This is a genomic window from Pseudomonas sp. JDS28PS106, from assembly GCF_036706555.1.
Classification (GTDB): Bacteria; Pseudomonadota; Gammaproteobacteria; order Pseudomonadales; family Pseudomonadaceae; genus Aquipseudomonas.
Map to the genome: position 1 here is coordinate 158,653 of NZ_JBAJGT010000006.1, position 21,884 is coordinate 180,536.

18 protein-coding genes are annotated in these 21,884 nt (G+C 61.7%); 4 read left to right on the plus strand and 14 right to left on the minus strand.

Translation table 11 applies throughout. The features are described 5' to 3' along the window. Positions 1-246: 246 nt before the first annotated feature. A complete protein-coding gene (gene gltP / locus TRP66_RS12120) occupies positions 247-1,566 on the plus strand; it encodes a glutamate/aspartate:proton symporter GltP (protein ID WP_333402459.1) in 1,320 nt (439 codons plus the stop codon). Between the two features lie 395 nt (positions 1,567-1,961). Continuing rightward, positions 1,962-3,203 (plus strand): nucleoside recognition domain-containing protein, encoded by a 1,242-nt coding sequence (locus tag TRP66_RS12125; RefSeq protein WP_333402461.1) that lies wholly within the window; start codon positions 1,962-1,964, stop codon positions 3,201-3,203. Positions 3,204-3,207: 4 nt separating this feature from the next. On the opposite strand, the gene TRP66_RS12130 is transcribed toward TRP66_RS12125, so the two are convergent. The 5 genes from TRP66_RS12130 to TRP66_RS12150 all read right to left on the minus strand — a co-directional run bounded on the left by TRP66_RS12130 (position 3,208) and on the right by TRP66_RS12150 (position 9,786). Beyond that, the gene (locus tag TRP66_RS12130; protein ID WP_333402463.1) at positions 3,208-4,341 is read right to left on the minus strand and encodes a DUF5924 family protein; all 1,134 of its coding nucleotides are present in this window, start codon (positions 4,339-4,341) and stop codon (positions 3,208-3,210) included. 70 nt (positions 4,342-4,411) lie between these two features. Next, positions 4,412-5,794 carry a M16 family metallopeptidase gene (locus TRP66_RS12135; RefSeq protein ID WP_333402465.1) on the minus strand — a complete coding sequence of 461 codons (1,383 nt, stop codon included), beginning with the start codon at positions 5,792-5,794 and terminating at the stop codon, positions 4,412-4,414. Between the two features lie 58 nt (positions 5,795-5,852). After that, complete coding sequence (locus TRP66_RS12140) at positions 5,853-7,508, minus strand: Na/Pi cotransporter family protein (RefSeq protein ID WP_333402466.1); 1,656 nt, start codon at positions 7,506-7,508, stop codon at positions 5,853-5,855. 180 nt (positions 7,509-7,688) lie between these two features. Next, the gene (locus TRP66_RS12145; protein ID WP_333402469.1) at positions 7,689-8,420 is read right to left on the minus strand and encodes a TerC family protein; all 732 of its coding nucleotides are present in this window, start codon (positions 8,418-8,420) and stop codon (positions 7,689-7,691) included. A 58-nt stretch (positions 8,421-8,478) separates the two neighbouring features. After that, on the minus strand, positions 8,479-9,786 hold the full coding sequence (locus TRP66_RS12150) for a CitMHS family transporter (RefSeq protein ID WP_333402471.1): 1,308 nt from the start codon (positions 9,784-9,786) through the stop codon (positions 8,479-8,481). Between the two features lie 293 nt (positions 9,787-10,079). Between TRP66_RS12150 and TRP66_RS12155 the strand changes: the two genes are divergently transcribed. Further along, the gene (locus tag TRP66_RS12155) at positions 10,080-10,481 is read left to right on the plus strand and encodes a GFA family protein (protein WP_333402473.1); all 402 of its coding nucleotides are present in this window, start codon (positions 10,080-10,082) and stop codon (positions 10,479-10,481) included. Positions 10,482-10,565: 84 nt separating this feature from the next. On the opposite strand, the gene TRP66_RS12160 is transcribed toward TRP66_RS12155, so the two are convergent. The 6 genes from TRP66_RS12160 to exbB all read right to left on the minus strand — a co-directional run bounded on the left by TRP66_RS12160 (position 10,566) and on the right by exbB (position 17,309). Then, positions 10,566-11,963: an aminoacyl-tRNA deacylase and HDOD domain-containing protein gene (locus tag TRP66_RS12160; RefSeq protein WP_333402475.1), complete on the minus strand. Its 1,398-nt coding sequence runs from the start codon at positions 11,961-11,963 to the stop codon at positions 10,566-10,568. 85 nt (positions 11,964-12,048) lie between these two features. Next, positions 12,049-14,124 carry an ATP-dependent DNA helicase RecG gene (gene recG, locus TRP66_RS12165; RefSeq protein WP_333402478.1) on the minus strand — a complete coding sequence of 692 codons (2,076 nt, stop codon included), beginning with the start codon at positions 14,122-14,124 and terminating at the stop codon, positions 12,049-12,051. Between the two features lie 11 nt (positions 14,125-14,135). After that, entirely contained in the window at positions 14,136-15,059 is a 924-nt protein-coding gene (locus TRP66_RS12170; RefSeq protein ID WP_333402480.1) for a hydrogen peroxide-inducible genes activator, read from the minus strand. 91 nt (positions 15,060-15,150) lie between these two features. Then, complete coding sequence (locus TRP66_RS12175) at positions 15,151-15,903, minus strand: energy transducer TonB (protein ID WP_333402482.1); 753 nt, start codon at positions 15,901-15,903, stop codon at positions 15,151-15,153. After that, entirely contained in the window at positions 15,900-16,325 is a 426-nt protein-coding gene (gene exbD, locus TRP66_RS12180) for a TonB system transport protein ExbD (RefSeq protein WP_333402484.1), read from the minus strand. Before exbD ends, TRP66_RS12175 begins: the two co-directional genes overlap by 4 nt. Before the next feature lie 3 nt (positions 16,326-16,328). Then, on the minus strand, positions 16,329-17,309 hold the full coding sequence (exbB, locus tag TRP66_RS12185; protein WP_333402487.1) for a tonB-system energizer ExbB: 981 nt from the start codon (positions 17,307-17,309) through the stop codon (positions 16,329-16,331). 204 nt (positions 17,310-17,513) lie between these two features. On the opposite strand from exbB, the gene TRP66_RS12190 reads away from it, so the two are divergent. Then, complete coding sequence (locus tag TRP66_RS12190; protein ID WP_333402489.1) at positions 17,514-18,392, plus strand: NAD-dependent epimerase/dehydratase family protein; 879 nt, start codon at positions 17,514-17,516, stop codon at positions 18,390-18,392. A 141-nt stretch (positions 18,393-18,533) separates the two neighbouring features. Here TRP66_RS12190 and TRP66_RS12195 read toward each other — a convergent pair whose 3' ends face one another. Genes TRP66_RS12195 through spoT form a run of 3 tightly spaced genes read right to left on the minus strand, consistent with a single transcriptional unit; the run spans position 18,534 to position 21,836 of the window. Next, positions 18,534-19,271, minus strand: a complete 738-nt coding sequence (locus TRP66_RS12195; protein WP_333402491.1) for a hypothetical protein — start codon at positions 19,269-19,271, stop codon at positions 18,534-18,536. Positions 19,272-19,327: 56 nt separating this feature from the next. After that, positions 19,328-19,708 (minus strand): RidA family protein, encoded by a 381-nt coding sequence (locus TRP66_RS12200; RefSeq protein ID WP_333402493.1) that lies wholly within the window; start codon positions 19,706-19,708, stop codon positions 19,328-19,330. Between the two features lie 22 nt (positions 19,709-19,730). Further along, positions 19,731-21,836 (minus strand): bifunctional GTP diphosphokinase/guanosine-3',5'-bis pyrophosphate 3'-pyrophosphohydrolase, encoded by a 2,106-nt coding sequence (gene spoT, locus TRP66_RS12205; protein ID WP_333402495.1) that lies wholly within the window; start codon positions 21,834-21,836, stop codon positions 19,731-19,733. Positions 21,837-21,884: the final 48 nt, after the last annotated feature.

Below are 21,884 nucleotides of genomic sequence, written 5' to 3' on the forward strand. Positions count from 1 at the left end.
CAAACCGTGACATTTCGTCTGAAGCTTATGCCGATTCGGCATGGGCTAGTCGTTTCTGGCATTAGACGCCGCTTGTTGCCGTGGGAATAGTTGCGCCTTTTTCTCGCGCAATAGGGCCTGGATGCCCGCCTGCGCGGACCTTTTGTGGACATGTTCGAGGAAGTAGCGATTCACGAACCGGTGGTTGAGCGCCGGGTCCGCGTGTCGCTTTTAGATATGTCCAGCCATTTGCACAAGGGTATGCGTATGAAGAAGGCAAAACTGAGTCTGGCCTGGCAGATTCTGATCGGACTGGTGCTGGGAATCGCCCTGGGCGCTCTGCTCAATCATTTCAGTGCTGAAAAAGCCTGGTGGATCAGTAACGTTCTGCAACCGGCCGGCGATATCTTCATTCGTCTGATCAAGATGATCGTCGTGCCGATCGTAGTGGCCTCGCTGGTGGTCGGTATCGCAGGGGTGGGCGATGCCAAGAAACTCGGTCGCATCGGCCTCAAGACCATCATTTATTTCGAAGTGGTTACCACCATCGCGATCATCGTTGGCCTGTTGCTTGCCAATATCTTCCAGCCAGGCGCCGGCATCGACATGAGCACCCTGGGGACTGTGGATATTTCCAAATATCAGCAGACCACCGCCGAGGTTCAGCATGATCATGCCTTCGTCGCCACTATCCTGAACCTGATTCCGGCGAACATTTTCGCGGCCATGGCCCGTGCCGACATGCTGCCGATCATTTTCTTCTCGGTGATGTTCGGCCTCGGCCTGTCCAGCCTGCAGGCTGACGTTCGCGAGCCGCTGGTCAAGATGTTTCAGGGCGTGTCGGAAACCATGTTCAAGGTCACCCACATGATCATGAACTACGCGCCAATCGGAGTTTTCGCGCTGATCGCAGTGACCGTCGCCAACTTCGGTTTCGCTTCCCTGCTGCCGCTCGCCAAACTGGTCATCCTGGTCTACGCGGCGATTGCGTTCTTCGCGTTCGTGGTGCTGGGTCTGATCGCCCGCGCCTTCGGCTTCTCGGTCGTGAAGCTGATGCGCATCTTCAAGGACGAGCTGATCCTGGCCTACTCCACCGCCAGCTCTGAAACCGCACTGCCGCGGGTGATCAGCAAGATGGAAGCCTACGGCGCGCCGAAAGCCATCTGCAGCTTCGTGGTACCGACCGGCTATTCGTTCAACCTGGACGGCTCCACGCTGTACCAGAGCATCGCGGCGATCTTCATTGCCCAGCTTTACGGCATCGACCTGTCCATCGGCCAACAGCTCATGCTGGTACTGACCCTGATGGTCACCTCCAAAGGCATCGCGGGTGTTCCGGGTGTGTCTTTCGTGGTGCTGCTGGCGACTCTGGGCAGCGTCGGCATTCCTCTGGAAGGTCTGGCATTCATCGCTGGCGTCGACCGCATCATGGACATGGCCCGTACCGCACTGAATGTGATCGGCAACGCGTTGGCAGTGCTAATCATCTCGCGCTGGGAAGGCATGTACGATGACGCCAAGGGCGAGCGCTACTGGAACTCCCTGCCGCACTGGCGCAGCAAGGACGCCGTGCCGGTGTCCGAGTAACCCGGGCCCCTGCAAACTCTCTCCCGTGGGAGCCAGCTTGCTGGCGATTGTGGCGACGCGGTTTTACTTGAAACACCGCGCCGCCTCGGTCACTCCTACGGGCCCTGTAGGAGCCAGCTTGCTGGCGATTGTTGGGGACACGGTTTTACCTGAAACACCGCGTCGCCTGGTTTTGCTGCCGCTTTGCGGCAGATCGCGAGCAAGGCGGAACGCCGCCCCGGTCACTCCTACGGGCCCCGTGGGAGCCAGCTTGCTGGCGATGGCTGGCGACGCGATTGACCTGACATATCGCATCGCCAGCAAGCTGGCTCCTACCGGCAGGTGTGCCGAACCCCGATTTCCCTCCCGGACACCTGCGCCGTTATCATCGCCGCAACTTTCGAAAGGTGTATCCGATGCTCAACGGCCTGTGGCTTGGTTTCTTTGTCGTGGCGGCGATTTCCGCACTGGCGCAGTGGCTGGTCGGCGGCAACGCCGGGATCTTCGCGGCGATGGTGGAAAGCATCTTCGCGATGGCCAAGCTGTCGGTCGAGGTGATGGTGCTGCTGTTCGGCACCCTGACGCTCTGGCTCGGTTTTCTGCGAATCGCCGAAAAGGCCGGCATCGTCGACTGGCTGGCCAAGGTGCTCGGGCCGCTGTTTCTGCGCCTGATGCCGGAGGTGCCGCCCGGCCACCCGGCATTGGGCCTGATTACACTCAATTTCGCCGCCAATGCCCTGGGGCTGGATAACGCGGCGACGCCCATCGGCCTCAAGGCCATGCGGTCGTTGCAGGACCTCAACCCGACACCTAATGCCGCCAGCAACGCCCAGATTCTGTTTCTGGTGCTCAATGCCTCTTCGTTGACGCTGTTGCCGGTCACCATCTTCATGTACCGGGCCCAGCAAGGCGCTGCTGACCCGACGCTGGTGTTCCTGCCGATTCTGCTCGCCACCAGCGCCTCGACCCTGGTGGGCCTGCTATCGGTCGCGATTGTCCAGCGTCTGCGCCTCTGGGACCCTGTCGTGCTTGCCTATCTGGTGCCGGGCGCTCTGTTGCTCGGCGGCTTCATGGCGTTCCTCGGCACTTTGTCGGCGGCCGCATTGGCCGGATTGTCCTCGATCCTTGGCAATCTCACGCTGTTCGGCCTGATCATGCTGTTTCTGGTGATCGGCGCGCTTCGGCAAGTGAAGGTTTACGAAGCGTTCGTCGAGGGAGCCAAGGAAGGTTTCGATGTCGCCAAGGGCCTGCTGCCGTATCTGGTGGCGATGCTCTGCGCGGTGGGCGTCCTGCGGGCTTCCGGCGCCCTGGACTTCGGCCTGGAAGGCATCCGGCACCTGATCGAATGGCTGGGCTGGGACACGCGCTTCGTCGACGCGCTGCCGACCGCGATGGTCAAGCCGTTTTCCGGCAGCGCCGCCCGGGCCTTGTTGATCGAGACCATGCAGACCCAGGGTGTGGACAGCTTCGCGGCCCTCGCCGCCGCCACCATCCAGGGCAGTACCGAAACCACTTTCTACGTGCTGGCCGTTTACTTCGGCGCGGTGGGCATCCAGCGCGCCCGACACGCAGTTGGCTGCGCGCTGCTGGCCGAGTTCGCCGGCGTAGTGGCGGCGATCTTCGTGTGCTACTGGTTCTTCGGCGCGACCGCGAGCTGACCTGTCAGGGGGTGGCGGGACTCGCCGGCGTTTCGGTTTCGCTGGCGGGTAGCTGCTCCCGGCTGTCGCCGCCCGGCTTGAGCCGGATGATCCGCCCGGACTGACGCGATACCGCCGGCTCATTGGTGTCCGTCACGATAAAGCGCAGCACCCCGATCATCTGCCCGTCCTCGGTCAGCACCCTCACCTGCCAGCGCCCGATCACGTCCTCAGGGAAGTTTTGCTTGTGGGTCCAGGCGCGATAGCCTTCCTTGCGTCCGCCATGGATGTCCAGCGCGATGCGGTCCATGTCTTTTCCTTCATGACGCCAGACGTGATAGATCCGCTCCTCCAGACCACGCGGCGCGTTGATCGCGGTGTACGCATACAGCCCGCCATTGCGAAGCTGGCTGGCGCTGATCTGGCTGATGCTTTCACCCGGTTTGCGGTTCTTGTTGTCGAAATCGGTGCTGACGGCGACGTCGGTCAGCCACAAAGTCGCCGGCGGCACCCAGGAGCGCAGCAGCCAGCCGCCCGCTCCGATCGCCAGAATCACGGCCGGCACCACGATTGCCCGCTGCCAGTTGTTGATCGGAAAGCTCGACGCCAGGCTGGGAAACGACAGCAGCATCGCCACACCCAGAGCCAGTTTGTAACTTTGCGCGGTGGTCAGGTGGACGATGATCGGCAGCGCGGTCAGCAACGCGGCGAACAACGTCAGCGTGTGCAGCGCCATGAACAGCCAGCGTCGCGGCGCCAGCCATTTGTAGTACAGCGGATCGATGATGGAAATGAGGCCGGCGGCTCCGAGGATGGCCGTGAATATGGCCTGTCCGCTGTTCCAGGTGGTGGTGATGAAAAAGAACGGCAGGACGAAGAACAGACTTTCCTGATGGATCATCTGCGTGCCATAGCGCAGCAGGCCTTGCGGAATCTCTCTGCCGAAGCGTTTGTTGAACAGGCTGACGATGGAGTTTTCCACCATCAGCCAGACCCAGCTGATCAGCATGACCACAGCGATCCAGCTGGCAAGCCCGGCCTGGCGGTCCACCAGAATGAAGCTGCCGACACCGGACACGAACCCGCCCGCCGCGATGATGCCTGGGTAGCGCTTCATAAGCTCGATTACGCGCGAAACATAGCTTTTCCAGTCAGGCATCGAACGATTCACTTTGATGGTCAGGAACGAAAACCCGCGCAGCATACAGGGCTGCCCGGACGACTACCTTTCATTTGCGGCGCCTTTGCGCGCGCCAGCCCAGGAACGCCAGCAACACGATCAGCCCTGCGGCCGCGGCAAATACCCATGCCAGCCCGTTGTAGCCGATCAGGGGTTTCTCGATACGCATATAACCGGGCTGCTCCAGCAGCTGGCGCATCGCACGGTTGGCGGTTTCCAGGCTGACGGCCTTGATGCGTTTGACCGGGTCGGCGAAACGGCCATTGTCATAGTCGTTGAGCGCGCTCCAGTAGTAATCGGCAAGCCCGCTGTTGCCTTGCACGGCCCAGGCCTGACGAGCGATGGCCGCCTGCTTGAGGCGCTCGAACGCGGCGGGTTGCATGCCTTCTTTTTGCAGCCGCTCCACCAAGGCACGCAGCGCGGTTTCGGCCTGTTCGAGATCGTCCCGTTCCAGATCGGCATTGAGGCTCAGAAAACCCGTGTCGCCATAGACGTCCCGGTCGGCGGAAGGTCCGTACGACAGGCCCTGCCGGAGGCGCAGGTCGGTGTAGAGCGCCCAGTCCAGATAGGCTTTGACCAGATCCCAGGTTTCATCGTGCTGCTCGTCCAGTTGCGGCTCGGGATAGATCAGATGCAGTTTCGCACCGTCCCCCAGGCCACCGCGCTCCAGCTCCAGCCTTGGCTCGGCGGAAGCCGTGCTGTGTGCCAGGGGTGGATGGTCAATGGGGTCGGCCGGGTTGAGCAGGCCGTAAGTGCGCTCCAGATAGCTGGGCAGCAATTTGTCGAGATCGCCGACCACGATCAGCGTCATGTTGTTGGGCGCGTACCAACTGGCGAAAACCTCCTCGACCTGTTCCAGCGAGATGCGCTCGACTTCCGGCCGCTCGGCGCACTTGAGGCCCATTTCGACGGCCAGCTCACTGACGGCGCCGCGTGTGGCTGCGCCATGCTCCAGCAGACGCCGCAAGTGCGAGGTATGGCCACCGTCCTCGCGTTCGACAATCCGCTTTACCGTGTCCAGTCGTGACTGATCCAGCTCGGTACGCGCCAGCACTTCCAGCAGCAGGTCCAGTACCTTGCGCTGGTTGCGGGCCGGGGCTTCGATGACGAAGGTCGTGTCGGTGTTGCTGGTGAAGGCATTCCATTCGCCGCCCAGTGCCTGCATGCGTTCTTCGAGCGCGCCCTCGCCGCCGCCGTCCAGCCCGCTGAACAGCAGATGTTCGAGCAAATGTGGCAGCTCCTTGTCGGCACAAGGGAAATCGTCGAAGCCGATCCCCACGACCAGCCGGATGGCAACGTGGCCTTTCTCATAACCCGGCTTGAGCAGCATTTGCAGACCGTTGGGCAGCAGATAGCCCTCGACCTGTAGTCGATCAAGGGCAAACGCGGGGAGACAGCTCAGAAAAAGACAAGCGAACAGCAGGCGACGCATAAAAGCAGCTTTCCTTGCGGGCCGGTATGTCTAACAGACTTCGAGGCGCTGCTTATGTTCATCCAATGGATTGGCCAGGTGCATCCTCGCCGGGCAACGCGCCGGTTTCAGCGGTTTCAAGCACGGCATAGGCGCTGGCGCAGAACAGTGAGTTGAGCCGTTTCATGTCGGCCATCAACTCCAGATGTAATGAACTGGTCTCGATGCTCTGCACGACCTTGTGCTGCAGCCGGTTCACATGCGCATGGGCCAGGCGCCGTTCCTGCGCCCTGAAGCGCCGCTTCTCCCGCAGCAACTGCCGGGCGCTGTGCGGGTCGCCGCTGAGGAATACCGACAGCCCCAGGCGCAGATTCGACTGCAACTGAATCTGTAGATCGGCCAGCTCTTCAAGACCCGTTGGCGAGAACGAACGGCGCTGGGAAGTCTTCTGCTGCTGGATCTTGCGCAGCATGCGCTCGATCAGGCCTGCCGCCAGTTCCAGATTGATGGTGAGCTCGATGATCTCTGCCCAGCGGCGATTGTCCTGCTCGCCCAGCTCTTCACGAGGCATTTGCGCCAGATACAGCTTGATCGCGTTGTACAGCGCTTCCACGTCATCGTTCATGCGCCGCACTTCCTGGGTGACCGCCGTCTGCGTCCCGCGCAGGACCGCCAGCATCGAGCCGAGCATGTTCTCGACCCGGTCGCCCATGCGCAGCGTCTCGCGGACTGCGTTGGCGAGCGCCAGGCTGGGGGTGGAAAGCGCGGCGAGATCCAGATGACGGGGCTTCGCCAGGCCGCCGATTTCGTTCTGTTGCGGAAGCAGCGCCGAACACAGCCGCGCCATCGGGCCGACCGTCGGCAGCATGATCAGGCAGCGCGCGGTGTTGTAGATCAGGTGAAAACCGATGACCAGTTCCTGCGGCCGGTAACCCAAGGTATCGATCCAGGCCACCAGCGGGTCCAGCACCGGAATGATCAGCAACAGGCCCAGCAGCTTGTACAGCAGGCTGCCCAGCGCGACCTGCCGTCCGGCCACGTTCTGCATGCTGGTACTCAGGAAAGCCAGCAGACCGCTGCCGATATTGGCACCGATCACCAGCCCGATCGCCACCGGCAGGCCGATGATCTCGGCGCCCGCCAGCGTTGCCGTCAACAACACGGCCGCGAGACTGGAGTAGGAAATCAAGGCAAACAGCGCACCGACCAGCGCATCGAGTAACAGATCGCCCGTGAGCGACGCGAACAGCACCCGCACGCCTGTGGCCTGGGTGATGGGCGCCGCGGCACTGACGATCAGTTGCAGGGCCAGCACGATGAGGCCCAAGCCAATACTGACGCGCCCCAACTGACCGGCGCGGGTCTGCTTGCGGGACAGGAAGAACACCACGCCGAGAAAGATCAGCAACGGCGACAGCCAGGACAGATCGAAGGTCAGTATTCGCGACATCAGCGCCGTGCCCACATCGGCGCCCAGCATGATCGCCAGCGCCGGAGTCAGGCCCATCAGGCCCTGGCCCACGAACGAGGTGGCAAGCATGGCCGTGGCGTTGCTGCTTTGCACCAGTGCCGTCACCAGAATACCGGCGACGAATGCCAGCGGCCGCTTCGTCATGTTCTGGCTGAGCACGCGCCGCAGCTGCGCGCCATAGACCCGCAGGATGCCGGTCCGAACGATGTGAGTGCCCCAGATCAGCAGCGCGACGGCAGAAAGCAGATCGAGCAGGGTCAGCATACTGAAAGCCCCCTGTGTGTACGTTGAAGGTCAAGCGGATAGCGAGCCGATCCAAAGGCGTCGCTCAACTAAGCTGTAGTCGGCCATTGGCTTGGCCGCCAGCATCGCATAGCTGCAGGGGCATTGAAATAAAACTGTCACAATTGCCAAGGCGCTTTGTCGGCCCGGCGTTCGCGCAGATCATTCGTCCGAAGCCTGTCGTGCCCTGGCCATGCGCATTTTGATGTTGATCGTCTCCACCGCCAGCGAGAACGCCATCGCGAAGTAGACGTAGCCCTTGGGCACATGGACGCCGAACGCCTCGGCAATCAGCACGGTTCCGACCAGGGTCAGAAACGACAGCGCGAGCATTTTCAGGGAAGGGTGGCGATCGATGAAATCGCTGATGGCGCCCGAGCTCAACATCATGATCAATACCGCGACGACGATGGCGGCGATCATCACCGGAATGTCCGACACCATGCCGACGGCCGTGATGACCGAATCCAGCGAGAAAACGATGTCGATGATCGCGATCTGGATGATGGTGTAGAAGAACTGACCTCGGGCGGCCTGCGGTTCTTCATTGGGCTCGTCGTCGCCTTCCAGACCGTGGTAGATCTCCTGCGAGCTTTTCCACAGCAGGAACAGCCCGCCGAAGAACAGAATCAGATCACGGCCGGAAAAACCCTTGCCCATGACCGTGAACAGCACGTCGGTCAGGCGCATGACCCAAGTGATGGAAAGCAACAGCAGAATGCGCGTGACCATCGCCAGCGCCAGCCCGGTGATCCGGGTCCGGGCTTGCAGGGCTTTGGGCATGTGGCCGACCAGAATCGAGATCATGATGATGTTGTCGATACCCAGCACGATTTCCAGCACCGTGAGGGTCAAGAACGCCACCCAGATCTCTGGGTTGATCAGCCATTCCATCGCAAGCTCCTTGAACGTGGAGGCCCGCCGCCCTGAGGCGGGCCTGCGAGTCAGAGCTTTATAGACTGCCGAACAGCGGGAAAATCCCCATCAACAGCGCGGCGACCATGATGCACAGGCAGACCAGCACCGCCCATTTGAGGGTGAAACGCTGGTGGTCGCCGAACTCGATCCCGGCCAGGGCGACCAGCAGATAGGTCGAAGGCACCAGCGGGCTGAGCAGGTGCACCGGCTGGCCAACGATCGAGGCACGCGCCATGTCCACCGGGCTGATGCCGTAATGGCTGGCGGCCTCGGCCAGCACCGGCAGGACGCCGTAATAGAACGCATCGTTGGACATGAAGAAGGTGAACGGCATGCTCACCAGCGCCGTAATGACTGCCAGGTACGGACCCAGCGCGTCGGGAATCACCGCCAGCAGGCTTTGCGACATGGCGTCCACCATCTTGGTGCCGCTCAGGATGCCGGTGAAGATGCCTGCCGCGAAGATCAGCCCGACCACCGCCAGCACGCTGCCGGCGTGGGCCGATATGCGGTCTTTCTGGTCCTGCAGGTTCGGGTAGTTGATGATCATCGCGATACTGAAGGCGATCATGAACAGTACCGGCAGCGGCAGCAGGCCCATGATCAGCGCGACCATCAGCGCCAGCGTCAGGGCGCCGTTGAACCAGATCATCTTCGGCCGACGCGCTTCGGGAAACTGCGAAACGCTGATTTCACTGTGATCCAGCTCGTCGCCCGGCAGATGCAGCTCGCCCAGCCGCGCACGCTCGCGTTTGCCGTAGAAGTAGGCGATACCCAGGATGGCGACGACACCGGCCAGCATCGCCGGAATCATCGGCACGAAGATATCGGACGCATCCACGTGCAACGCGCTGGCCGCGCGCGCCGTCGGCCCGCCCCAGGGCGTCATGTTCATGACCCCGCCGGCCAGGATGATCAGGCCCGCCATGATTCGTGGGCTCATGCCTACACGGCTGTACAGCGGCAACATGGCCGCGACGCAGATCATGTAGGTCGTCGCGCCGTCGCCGTCCAGCGATACCACCAGCGCCAGCACGGCGGTGCCGACGGAAATGCGCACCGGGTCGCCCTTGACCATCTGCAGGATCTTGCGCACGGCCGGGTCGAACAGGCCCGAGTCGATCATCAGGGCGAAATAGAGAATCGCGAACATCAGCATCACGCCGGTGGGCGCAAGTTTGCTGATACCGGCCAGCATCATCGGACCGATTTCGGTCGCGAAGCCGCCGAACAGCGCAAACAGGATTGGAACGATGATCAGCGCGATCAGCGCGCTCAGGCGCTTGGTCATGATCAGGTACATGAACGCAATGACCATGGCGAAGCCAAGGAAAGTCAACATGGGGAAACTCCAGACGTAATGCGGCTACGGAAGAAACGAAGGATTTCGGATCAGTAGGGAAGCGGTACGCGGAGTGGAATCGCAGGGAGGGTGCAGCACAGGACATCAAGCATCGGAATCACCATTATTCTTGTTAATCGGGCCGGGAACCGTGCTTGACGTATTCCCAGGCTGACCGGTCTGTTGCCGGAAGTGACTCGATGCTAATGGGACAAGCTTTCGCTGACCTTTCAGCCAACCGACGCGCGAATCGATTGTCACAAACGATACTGACTGCCGCGGGGAGAAGAGAAATGGAACAGGTTCATACTGGCGGCTGCCATTGCGGCAGCCTGCGGTATCAATTCGAAGCGCCTCTGCAAGACATCGCCCACTGTCACTGTTCGATCTGTCGCCGGACATCGGGCGGGACGGTGATGAGCTGGATCACCGTGCCTCTGGGCGCCTTTCACTGGCTGGCCGGAAGCCCCGCGACCTACGATTCGGGGCCGACCTGCGTGCGCTATTTCTGCAACAACTGCGGTGCCCACGTGGCCTTGTTCACGCGCAACAGTCCCGAGGAGATGGACGTCACCATCGCCACCCTCGACCACCCGGAACAGGCACCGGCATCCCGACACATCTGGATAGAAAATCGCCTGCCGTGGCTGCATCTGGACGAGCATCTGCCGGGGAGGGAGGGAGAGGCGCCATGAGCATCGCGTTGGACGATTTCGCTGCTGCTTTGCGGATCGCCAGCTTGCTGGCGATCAAACGATGACGCAGTTTATCCAAGGGATTCAATGCCCGAACTGCGAAGCCAGTTCGCGCAGCATGGCTTCGGCTTCCAGCACCTTGCGCACCGATTCGTTGGCCTTGTCGCGGCTCAGGCCGAGGCGTTCGAACAGTTCGTCGGGAATCTCTTCCTGCGGGCCGGAGCCGACGCCGTTGGCGCGCAGCAGGCGGACTGCCAGATACACCAGGTTGGCGTATTCGCAATGTTCACCGGCGTAATACGGGTCGTGCTGGAAGCGCAGGGCCGTCGACAGTTCGTCGGGCATGTCCCAGTAACGCATCAGCCAGGCACCGATCTGCTCGCGGCTGATGCCCAGCAGGTGATGCTCCACGTAGCTGTGATGCAGGTGCGGATTGACCTCCAGCTGGCGGCAGATCAGCGAGAAATGCGGCGGGAAGACGTGGGCCAGCAGCAGGTAGCCAAAGTTGTGGAGCAGACCGGCCAGGTAGGTCAGCCCGCCTTCCGGACGCTTGGCGCGCGGAATGGCGCGGGTCAGGCCTTCGATGACCGCCGCGGTGTAGATCGATTGCTGCCAGTAAGGCGTGGTTTGCTGCGGATGGTCCTTGGGCAGGCTCAGGGTCTTGCCCAGCGCCAGGCCCAGCGCGAGGTTGATCACCAGATCGAAGCCCAGCACGCGGACGATGGCATCTTCCACCGAGCGGATCTTGCCGGTCGAAGCGTAGTAGGGCGATGCCGCCCAGCTCACGACCTGTGCGGCCAGCGCCGGATCGGTCTCGACCACGCCGGTGATGTCGTCGATGGTCGCATCGGGGTCTACACGCAGCTTGATGATCTTCTGCGCGGTTCCGGCCAGTGGCGGAATTTCCAGAGTCGCTTCCAGCCGCTGCTGGATGCGGCGCGCGGTGAAGGCGTGCATGGCCTGGGTGATCTCCGCCCGGTCATCGTGCGGACGGTCGATGTTCGGATGGATCAGGCCGGTCGGCTCACCGAAATGCGCGGCGCTGGCCTTGCTGAGCATGCCCTTGAAGTCGTCGCTGGCGATCTCCAGCAGCACGCCCGGCTCGCCGGAGCCGACCAGCAGCAACGGCTCCTGCAACAGACGGTCGTCGTACAGGCAGGGTGAGCTGGTCAGCGCCGGCAGGCCCGGCAACTGTTGCAATTTGTGCTTGGCAAGCATGCGTACCAGACGGTCTTGGGGCACGGCCGCCAACTGCCGGCCAGTCAGTTCGGTGATTCGCTTCAGATCCAGCAACTGGTTCTGGGGAAAGAGAATCAGCAGCGCGCCGACGGCATCCTCGACCAGTACCGTCTGGACTTTGCGCCCAGCTGGCAGAGAGGGACTGTCCACGACTTCTCGGTAGCTGATGGACAATTTCTCAAGCAACTGTCGAATGACGGATGGCGCTTGATGCGAATCACTGACGTGAGCTACTTCTGTCATGGCTTTTGTCCAAATCCTACAATCGTGGAAGTATAACCAGCTTACTCATTTCCGTTCCTGCACGCTGTTCAAAGCGTAGCCTGCATCACACCTGTCCGTATTGCTGGCCGTGCCGCAGCCAGCGCTCCAGAAGCGGGCTGACGTGCTGCGGCCAGCGCTCCAGCAACGCCTGCGCAGCGTCGCGCACCGCCGGCAGCAGATCGGCGTCACGCATCAGGTCGGCGACCTTGAACTGCAACAGGCCGGTCTGGCGGGTGCCCAGCATCTCGCCCGGTCCACGCAGCTCCAGATCCTTCTCGGCAATCACGAAACCGTCGTTGGTTTCGCGCATGATTCCCAGCCGTTGACGACCGATTTGCGACAAGGGCGGATGGTAGAGCATCACGCAGTGGCTGACGGCACTGCCGCGCCCGACCCGGCCGCGCAGCTGGTGAAGCTGGGCTAGGCCCAGCCGCTCGGGGTTTTCGATGATCATCAGGCTGGCGTTCGGAACGTCAACGCCGACTTCGATCACGGTCGTCGCTACCAGCAATTGCAGCGCACCCTGCTTGAATTCGGCCATGATCGCGGCTTTCTCGACCGGTTTCATGCGCCCATGGATCAGCCCGACCCGCAGTTCACCCAGGGCGCTGCTGAGTTCTTCGAACGAGGTTTCGGCGGCCTTGCAGGTCAGTTCTTCCGACTCTTCGATCAGCGTACAGACCCAGTACGCCTGACGCCCCTCGGCGCACGCCGCGCGAACACGCTCGATAACTTCGATGCGGCGGCTGTCGGCCACGAGCACGGTATTGACCGGCGTCCGGCCCGGCGGCAGTTCGTCGAGAATCGAGGTATCCAGATCGGCGTAAGCGCTCATCGCCAGCGTCCGCGGGATCGGCGTGGCGGTCATGATCAGCTGATGCGGACACAGCATGCCGCCAACGCCTTTTTTACGCAGGGCCAGGCGCTGCTGAACGCCGAATCGATGCTGTTCGTCGATGATGACCAGCGCCAGGTTATGGAAGCGCACTTCTTCCTGGAACAGTGCATGGGTGCCGACGACCATGGGCGTGCCGCCGGCGATCTGTTCCAGAGAAGCGGTGCGCGCCTTGCCCTTGAGCTTGCCGGCCAGCCAGGCGACCTCGATACCCAGCGGTTCGAGCCAGCGGCGGAAGTTGATGTAGTGCTGCTCGGCAAGGATCTCGGTGGGCGCCATCAAGGCGACCTGATAACCGGCTTCAAGCGCCTGCAATGCCGCAAGGGCCGCGACGACGGTCTTGCCCGCGCCCACGTCGCCCTGAATGAGCCGCAGCATGGGTTCGGGCTGGCTGAGGTCATAGGCGACTTCATTGCCGACCCGCTGCTGAGCGCCGGTAGGTGGGAAACCGAGGTTGGCGAGAAACTGTTTAGGCAGCTTTTTGGCCAGTGGCAGCGCCGGCGCGTGCTGTGCGCGCAGGCTTTCACGCAAACGCTGTTGCGAAAGCTGGTGAGTCAGCAGCTCCTCGAACGCCAGACGATGCTGGGCCCAGTGGTGACCGAGCGCCAGTTCCTCGACGTCCGCATCGGCCGGCGGGTGATGTAGGTAACGTATTGCGTCGTCCAGCGGAGCCAGCTGGTAATCGCGCGCCAGCTCTTCCGGCAGCCAGTCGGGCAGACTTTTCGGCCCCAGCATGCCCAGCGCCTGCTGGCACAGTTGACGCAGGCGCTGCTGGGTCAGGCCTTCTGTGGTGGGATAAATCGGCGTGAGCGTCTGTTCGACCGGCGCGGGCTCGTCGCCGGTCAGCGCTTTGTACTCGGGATGGTAGATCTCCAGCCCCGATGCGCCCGGACGCGCTTCACCGAAGCAACGCAGCTGGGTGCCGCGCTTCATGCTGTCTTTCTGGGCATTGCTGAAATGGTAGAAACGCAGGCTGACCACGCCCGAGCCGTCGCCAAGACGGACCAACAGGCTGCGCCTTTTGCCCATCACCACGTCCGCGCCGCTCACCACGCCTTCGATCACTGCGTCCTGGCCGGGGCGCAATGCGCCTATGGGCACCACTCGCGTGCGGTCCTGGTAGCGCAGCGGCAGGTGAAACAGCACATCCTGCAGGTTTTCCAGACCGACCTTCGCCAGTTTTTCCGCCATGGCTTCGCCGACGCCCTTGAGCGCCGTGACCGAGACTTTGGAAAGCTCGCTCATTGTTTTCCTGCCTAGCTCGCTTCTGTTTTGGGACGAGCCACTGAACACAAACGCACGGAGTCAGCGAGGATCTCGATCGCCTTGGGCCTCGGAAAGCTGGCGCGCCAGGCGATGGCAACGGTGCGGAACGGGACCGGCGCGGTCAGCGGACGAACTTCGATCACCCCTGGAGCATAGTGGTGACTGTCGACGGCGGACAACGGCAGGATCGAAACGCCCAGTCCGGACGCCACCATGTGACGAATGGTTTCCAGTGAGCTGGATTCCACCGTGGTGTGCTTGGCACCTTCGCCGCCCTTGGTCAGGGTGGGGCAGGCTTCCAGTACCTGGTCACGGAAGCAGTGTCCTTCGCCAAGCAGCAACAGGCTCTTGTCGTTGAGCGCCGAGGCGTCGATGGTCTTTTTCTGTGTCCACGGATGGTCGGCCGGCATGAGCACCGAAAACGGCTCGTCGTACAGCGGCATGGTCAGTACATCGGCTTCGTTGAATGGCAAGGCGACGATGACCGCGTCCAGTTCACCATTGCGCAGCTTGTCGCGCAGTACATGAGTGAAGTTTTCCTCAATGTACAACGGCATTTGCGGCGCGACACGATGCAACTGCGGGATCAGGTGCGGAAACAGATACGGGCCGACCGTGTAGATGGCGCCGACTTTGAGCGGGGCGGTGAGCTGATTCTTGCCAGCCTGGGCCAGTTCGCGGATACCTTGTGCCTGCTCGAGCACTTTTTGAGCTTGGGCAACGATGCCTTCACCGACTGGCGTCAGGCGGACCGCGCTCTTGCTGCGCTCGAAAATCAGGACACCCAGTTCGTCCTCAAGCTTTTTCACACCAACGGACAAAGTCGGCTGGCTCACGTGGCAGCGCTCGGCTGCGTGGCCAAAGTGCTGCTCCTGGGCAAGCGTAACGATGTAGCGCAATTCTGTGAGAGTCATAACGTGCGTCCATTAAGTTGCGGACCAGCATAGCGGGTGCAATCGATAGACGCACGTTATCAGAAGCACTCTTGAGTAACAAAAATGCGACTCAGCGTTTATCCAGCGAATAAACGAACGGTGCAAGGATTTCGATAGTGCCGTTGTTGAGCGTCTCCGCCGGCGGTTTAGGCAATGGTTGAGCACGACGGATCATTTCCGTGGTGGCTCGGTCCAGCGCCGGGCTGCCGGAGCTGCTGGCAATCGAATAGGACAGGACATTGCCTTGCGCGTCGACCACGAAGCGCAAACGGGCTACGCCTTGCATTCCCCGACGACGAGCGTCTTCCGGATATTTCTTGTACTTGCTCAAGTGCCGTAGCAGATCACTCTGCCAGTTGGGCAGTGCGTTGCTGGGCGGTGCCGGTGGCGCGGACGGGGCCGGCTGGGCGGCAGGCTCTGTCTTGGCCGTGGTCGGCGGGGTGTCCACCGGTTTCTCGGCGGCAGGTTCCTCGCGCGGCGGCTCAGGCTTCTTCACAGGCTTGGGTGGCTGTGGTTTCGGCTTGGGCTTCGGCTTCTCGACCTTCTTGGGTACCACGATCTCCGGCTTGGGCGCTTCGGCCACTTCCGGAACCGGGACGACCTCTTCTTCCACCGGTGGCGGTGGCGGCTGTACGACCTGAGGCGGCGGTGGCGGAGCAGGCTCCGGCATCGGCGGCAGCTCGATCATCATCGCGGCGGGTGGCAGCTCGATAGCCTGGGAGGCCGGCCAGCGAAGCGCGACCACGATCGCGATGGCGTGCACGGCCAGCACCAACAACAGACTACCGCTATAGCGCGTCAGTTTTTGGCGCGTAGTGATCATTTTTTACCAGCCGTCTCAAGACCCACGAGACCGACCTTCAGGTAGCCGGAGCCGCGCAGCGTATTCATGACTTCCATGAGATCACCGTAATCCACGCCCTTGTCGGCCTGGAAAAAGATGGTCGTGTCCTTTTTGCCATTGGTCTTGCCGTCCAGCACCTGGCCGATCTGCTCGCGCGCAACCGGTTCTTCGCCCAGGTACAGGCTCTTGTCGGCTTTCACGCTGAGAAAGATCGGCTTTTCGGGTCTGGGCTGCGGCGTCGCGGTGGACGCCGGCAGGTCGACCTTGATGTCGACGGTTGCCAGGGGAGCGGCCACCATGAAAATGATCAGAAGTACCAACATGACGTCGATGAACGGCGTCACGTTGATTTCGTGGTTCTCGGCGAGATCGTCGCCACCCTCGTTAAGATGCAGGCCCACGTCTTAGCCCACCTTGACCATGTGCGGTTGCTGTTGGTTACGCTCGGTCGGCTCCGGGAGGTGGTCCAGGTCACGGCTGACCAGCAGCAGCACCTGCGCCGAGGCGTCGGAAACCTGCGCTTTGTAGCCGGCAATGGAGCGGGCGAAAACGTTGTAGATCACGACTGCGGGGATCGCCGCAACCAGACCCAGCGCGGTTGCCAGCAGGGCTTCGGCAATACCGGGCGCCACGACGGCCAGGTTGGTGGTCTGGGTTTTGGCGATGCCGATGAAGCTGTTCATGATGCCCCAAACGGTACCGAACAGACCCACGAACGGCGCGGTGGAACCGATGGTCGCCAGGACGCCGGTGCCGGTGCTCATGTTACGGCCACAGGCGGCGACCAGACGCTCCAGACGGAAGCTGACGCGCTCCTTGATGCCTTCACGCTCGCGGCTGTTGGCCGACAGACGCATTTCTTCCAGCGCATCGTGAACCAGCAGATGGGCCAGGGTGCCTTCCTTGTTGGCGCTCTGGCTGGCGTCGGACAGCGAGCGGGCCTTTTTCAGGTCGGCGATTTCGCTGCGCAGGCGACGCTTGGCGCCCATCAGTTCGAAGCCCTTGGCGATCCAGATGGTCCAGGTGATGATCGAGGCGATTGCCAGACCGATCATGACCGCTTTGACCACCACGTCGGCGTTCTGATACATGCCCCACGGCGACAGGTCGTGAGACATGCCCAGGCTGTTGTCCTCGACCACGGGCTCCGCGGCCGCGCCAGGCGCTTCGGCCAGCGGCTGGGCGGTGGCGCCGGCATCGGCCGCGACAGGTGTCGCCGGCGTGCTCACCGCGGGCTGAGCCGCAGGTGCCGCGCCGGGCGCTGCCTGATCGGCAACGGCCATGGGGGCGAACATCAGGCTCAGAACGAGGGCAGCGATACCGCGCCATGCGCGAGGCAGGCTGGATAGCTTGGTTGGCGAAGCGAGTGATTGAATACGTGTCATGCTGGCCGGACCTGGAAGAAAAAGAATTGAGCGTGGCGTCTATTGCGCGAGGCTATCAACGCGTTAAGAAAAACTGATCGACTGGCATTATTGCAAATCGTTCTTGTTAACAAAAGATATACTGTATCTTTTTTTAAAAATACTTGGACAGAATGAGTTTTAATGGCTTTTTTGGCTGATCCTGCCGTTGTCCGGAGACTTCCGATGCCCGCTCCCTCTCTTCTTATCGCCGGTTGTGGCGACATAGGCTCCAGGCTCGCCCGGCAAATGCTCGGCGAGTCATGGACCGTTCACGGTTTGCGTCGGGATGTTTCCCAACTGCCTGAAGGGGTACAGGACGTGGCGGGCGATCTGTTCGACTCGAGCCTCCCTGAGCAATGGCCGCGAGCCTGCATCGATTACCTGGTTTATTGCGCTACGCCCTCACAGCGCGACGAAACCGGCTATCGGCAGGCTTATGTCGAAGGACTGCGCCATGTGCTGGGCTGGCTGAAGGAGTGCGCCCAGCGCCCCAAGCGTATTTTCTTCGTGTCGAGCAGTGGCGTTTATGGGCAAACCGAGGGCGAGTGGGTAGACGAAACGTCCGAAACGCAGCCCCCCACCTTCACCGGGCGCATCATGCTGGACGCCGAGCGGACTGCACTCGACAGCGGGCTGCCTGCGACGGTCGTGCGCTTGACCGGCATCTATGGCCCTGGTCGCAATGACCTGTCGAACCGCGTACGGCAAGGGCACAGCGTGCGCATCGATCCCCCGGTGTATGCCAATCGAATTCATGCCGACGATGCGGCCGGGTTGCTGGCGCATTTGCTGCTGGCCGATGCCCGGGGCGTTGCGCTGGAGACGTGTTATCTGGGCGTCGACAACGATCCCGCGCCGCTTGCCGATGTGGTGAACTGGATTCGCGAGTATCTGGGCGTTACCCAATGGTCGGCCGAGGCCAGCGTTCAGCGCGCCGGCAGCAAGCGTTGCAGCAATGCGCGAGCGCGGGCGCTGGGCTGGGAGCCGAAGTATCCGGATTACCGGGCGGGATATGCGGCGTTGCTGGAGCGGATTGACGCTGGCCCTCACGAACGCCAGTGAACCCAATGTGGGAGGGAGCTTGCTCGCGACCGGGCGTTCCGCGATTTTCCTGATATATCGCGTCGCTTTCATCGCCAGCAAGCTGGCTCCTACAGGTACCTCATTAAACTGTAGGAGCCAGCTTGCTGGCGATGAGCTGGGTTACTGCTTTTCCAGCAACCAGCGGCGCGGGCCGGGACGAAGTTCGGGCATTTGATCGGCGCCAGCGTTATTCAAGGCCTGGAAGATTTCCAGCTGCTTGCCGTTGCGGGCAAAGATCCACGGCGCGCCTTGCTCGGCCTTTTCCAGCCACATGCTGTCGTACTCGCCGCTCATGGCCGCGCAATCGCCTGCCAGGCACAGCGCGTAGCGATCATTCTCCGCAAGGCCCTGAACGCTGCCGTCCGGCATGAACTGCACGGTGTTGCCTTGGCCGTCGCCGCTGACGATGGTCCACTTACCGCCCATGTAAGCGTCGTAAAGCGCCTTCTCGAAGCTGCTGCCTGCTGGCGCGCCTTCGGGCGCAGCGATTTCAGGCTTCTCGAAGTGCTGTTCCGGACCCGATTCGCTTGCCGCCTGGACTAGCTCGTCACCCTTTAAGCTCAAGTCTTCAAAGAAGTTGCCATAGAAATCGATGTGCAATTTTCCGTCGCCGGCGCTGGCGATCTTGCCCTCACCGACTTCGAAACCATTCGAATACACGACCTGATTGGTTTTCGTGTCGATCTGCCATTCCAGGTTGGGGCCGTTGGCGAGCAGCGCCTGGCGCAGGTTGCCACCTTCGACCGCGGCATCAATGGCGGTCTGATTGATCCAGGTCCCGTCGGGGTTCAGGTCGGCATGGCTGGCACAGCCGACCAGAGTTGCGGCCAACAGCGAAATGGCGAGCGCGGAACGCATAACAGATTCCTTCCTTTACAACAGAGAGCGGAGCCTGAGCGCTCCGCCCAAGGGATTTAGTCGATGACCAGAATGGCGTCCATCTCGACCTGCGCGCCTTTCGGCAGAGCCGCGACGCCAATGGCAGCGCGTGCCGGATAGGGCTGCTCGAAGTACTTGCCCATGATCTCGTTGACCTTGGCGAAATGGCCCAGGTCAGTCAGAAAAATATTCAGTTTGACGATGTCCTTGAACGTACCGCCTGCAGCTTCGGCAACCGACTTGAGGTTTTCGAAGACTTGCACGACCTGGGCTTCGAAGCCTTCGACCAGTTCCATGGTCTTGGGGTCGAGGGGGATCTGACCTGACATGTAGACGGTATTGCCAGCCTTGATCGCTTGGGAGTAAGTGCCGATGGCCGCAGGTGCCTTGTCGCTGGTGATGACAGTCTTGGACATGAAAAACTCCTGATAGTGGTGGCTACGCGCGCATGCGGGTGATGCGAGTGACCCCGGTCAAGGCACGCAGTTTTTTGATCACGCGGGCAAGGTGCACGCGGTCATGCACGCTGACGACCAGCTGGACCACGCTGATGCGACCGTCGCGCTCGTCCATGCCGATTTTCTCGATGTTGCCGTCGGCGGCGTTGACGCTGCTGGCCAGCAAGGCGATCAAGCCGCGCTGGTGCTCAAGCTCGACGCGCAGCTCGACGTTGAATTCGCCGGTGACATCCTTGGCCCAGGAGAGCTGGATGCATTTTTCCGGGTTGTGGCGGATCTCGGTGATGTTGCGACAGTTGTCCAGGTGCACGACCATGCCTTTGCCGGCAGACAGATGGCCGACGATCGGATCCCCCGGAATCGGCGTACAGCATTTGGCGTAACTGAGCACCAGGCCTTCGGTCCCGCGAATCGCCAGCGGACCTTCCGGGCTTGGCAACTGGTCGCCTTCGCCCAGCAGGCGTCGGGCCACGACATAGGCCATGCGATTGCCCAGGCCGATGTCTTCGAGCAGGTCTTCCAGCACTTCGACGCGGTATTCGGACAGCGCCTGCTGGATACGCTCGGGGGCGATCTTCTCCAGGCTCGACTCGAAACCGTTGAGCACCTTGTTCAGCAGGCGCTCGCCCAGGCTGATGGACTCGGAGCGGCGTTGAAGCTTCAGGGCGTGGCGAATATGCGTGCGTGCCTTGCCGGTCACCACGAAATTGAGCCAGGCCGGGTTGGGTCGGGCGCCGGGCGCGCTGACGATTTCCACGGTCGAGCCGCTTTGCAAAGGTTCGGAAAGCGGTGCGAGACGTCGATTGATCCGGCAAGCGATGCAGCTGTTGCCCACGTCTGTATGGACTGCGTACGCGAAATCCACTGCCGTGGAGCCTTTCGGCAGCTCCATGATGCGGCCCTTGGGCGTAAAGACGTAGACCTCGTCCGGGAACAGGTCGATCTTGACGCTTTCAATGAACTCCAGGGAGTTGCCGGCGCGTTGCTGCATTTCCAGCACGCCTTTGACCCACTGGCGGGCGCGGGCATGGGTGCCCTTGGGCTGTTCGTCGCCACTGGATTTGTACAGCCAGTGCGCCGCGATCCCGTTGTTCGCCATCTCTTCCATTTCGCGGGTACGAATCTGGATTTCGATGGGAACGCCATGCATGCCGAACAGCGTGGTATGCAGCGACTGATAGCCGTTGGCCTTGGGAATGGCGATGTAATCCTTGAAGCGGCCGGGCAGCGGCTTGTACAGATTGTGCACAGCGCCGAGCACGCGATAGCAGGTGTCTACCTTGTCGACCACGATACGGAATGCATAGACATCCATGATCTCGTTGAAGGCCCGGCGCTTGCCGCGCATCTTCTTGTAGATGCCATAGAGATGCTTCTGCCTGCCGCTGACGTCGCCTTCGATCTCGTCCACCGCCAGACAGTGACTGAGCGATTCCTCGATCTTGTTGACCAGTTCCTTGCGATTGCCCCGGGCACGCTTGACGGCCTGGTGGATTCGCGCCGAACGCATCGGGTACATGGCCTTGAAGCCCAGATCCTCGAACTCGATACGCACGTTGTGCATGCCCAGCCGGTTGGCGATGGGGGCGTAGATTTCGAGGGTTTCCTTGGCGATCCGGCGGCGTTTTTCACCGGACAGGACTTCCAGCGTGCGCATGTTGTGCAGGCGGTCGGCCAGCTTGACCAGGATCACGCGAATATCGCGGGCCATGGCCATTGCCATCTTCTGGAAGTTCTCGGCCTGGGCCTCGGCCTTGGTTTCGAAGTTCATCTGGGTCAGTTTGCTGACCCCGTCGACCAGTTCGGCGACGGTTTCGCCGAACTGCGCACACAACGCTTCCTTGGCGATACCGGTATCTTCGATGACATCGTGCAGCATGGCGGCCATCAGGCTCTGATGGTCCATGTGCATGTCGGCCAGGATGTTCGCAACCGCCAGCGGGTGCGTTACATAGGCTTCGCCGCTACGGCGGCGCTGGCCGTCGTGGGCTTGTTCGGCGTAGAAATACGCTCGGCGGACCAGATTGACCTGGTCCTGACCAAGGTAGGCCGACAGACGGTCGGCGAGGGCATCTATGCTCGGCAAGGCGCTACCCCCTGCCAATGGCTTGAACCCTGCGCCGTACTACGTCGA

What these genes read in the sequence shown, in the direction of transcription:
- TRP66_RS12200 (WP_333402493.1), bottom strand. Translation starts at nt 19,708, where the DNA reads ATGTCCAAGACTGTCATCACCAGCGACAAGGCACCTGCGGCCATCGGC.
- TRP66_RS12125 (WP_333402461.1), top strand. Translation starts at nt 1,962, where the DNA reads ATGCTCAACGGCCTGTGGCTTGGTTTCTTTGTCGTGGCGGCGATTTCC.
- TRP66_RS12145 (WP_333402469.1), bottom strand. Translation starts at nt 8,420, where the DNA reads ATGGAATGGCTGATCAACCCAGAGATCTGGGTGGCGTTCTTGACCCTC.
- TRP66_RS12195 (WP_333402491.1), bottom strand. Translation starts at nt 19,271, where the DNA reads ATGCGTTCCGCGCTCGCCATTTCGCTGTTGGCCGCAACTCTGGTCGGC.
- gltP (WP_333402459.1), top strand. Translation starts at nt 247, where the DNA reads ATGAAGAAGGCAAAACTGAGTCTGGCCTGGCAGATTCTGATCGGACTG.
- TRP66_RS12150 (WP_333402471.1), bottom strand. Translation starts at nt 9,786, where the DNA reads ATGTTGACTTTCCTTGGCTTCGCCATGGTCATTGCGTTCATGTACCTG.
- TRP66_RS12175 (WP_333402482.1), bottom strand. Translation starts at nt 15,903, where the DNA reads ATGATCACTACGCGCCAAAAACTGACGCGCTATAGCGGTAGTCTGTTG.
- TRP66_RS12155 (WP_333402473.1), top strand. Translation starts at nt 10,080, where the DNA reads ATGGAACAGGTTCATACTGGCGGCTGCCATTGCGGCAGCCTGCGGTAT.
- TRP66_RS12135 (WP_333402465.1), bottom strand. Translation starts at nt 5,794, where the DNA reads ATGCGTCGCCTGCTGTTCGCTTGTCTTTTTCTGAGCTGTCTCCCCGCG.
- TRP66_RS12130 (WP_333402463.1), bottom strand. Translation starts at nt 4,341, where the DNA reads ATGCCTGACTGGAAAAGCTATGTTTCGCGCGTAATCGAGCTTATGAAG.
- TRP66_RS12190 (WP_333402489.1), top strand. Translation starts at nt 17,514, where the DNA reads ATGCCCGCTCCCTCTCTTCTTATCGCCGGTTGTGGCGACATAGGCTCC.
- exbB (WP_333402487.1), bottom strand. Translation starts at nt 17,309, where the DNA reads ATGACACGTATTCAATCACTCGCTTCGCCAACCAAGCTATCCAGCCTG.
- TRP66_RS12140 (WP_333402466.1), bottom strand. Translation starts at nt 7,508, where the DNA reads ATGCTGACCCTGCTCGATCTGCTTTCTGCCGTCGCGCTGCTGATCTGG.
- recG (WP_333402478.1), bottom strand. Translation starts at nt 14,124, where the DNA reads ATGAGCGAGCTTTCCAAAGTCTCGGTCACGGCGCTCAAGGGCGTCGGC.
- TRP66_RS12160 (WP_333402475.1), bottom strand. Translation starts at nt 11,963, where the DNA reads ATGACAGAAGTAGCTCACGTCAGTGATTCGCATCAAGCGCCATCCGTC.
- TRP66_RS12170 (WP_333402480.1), bottom strand. Translation starts at nt 15,059, where the DNA reads ATGACTCTCACAGAATTGCGCTACATCGTTACGCTTGCCCAGGAGCAG.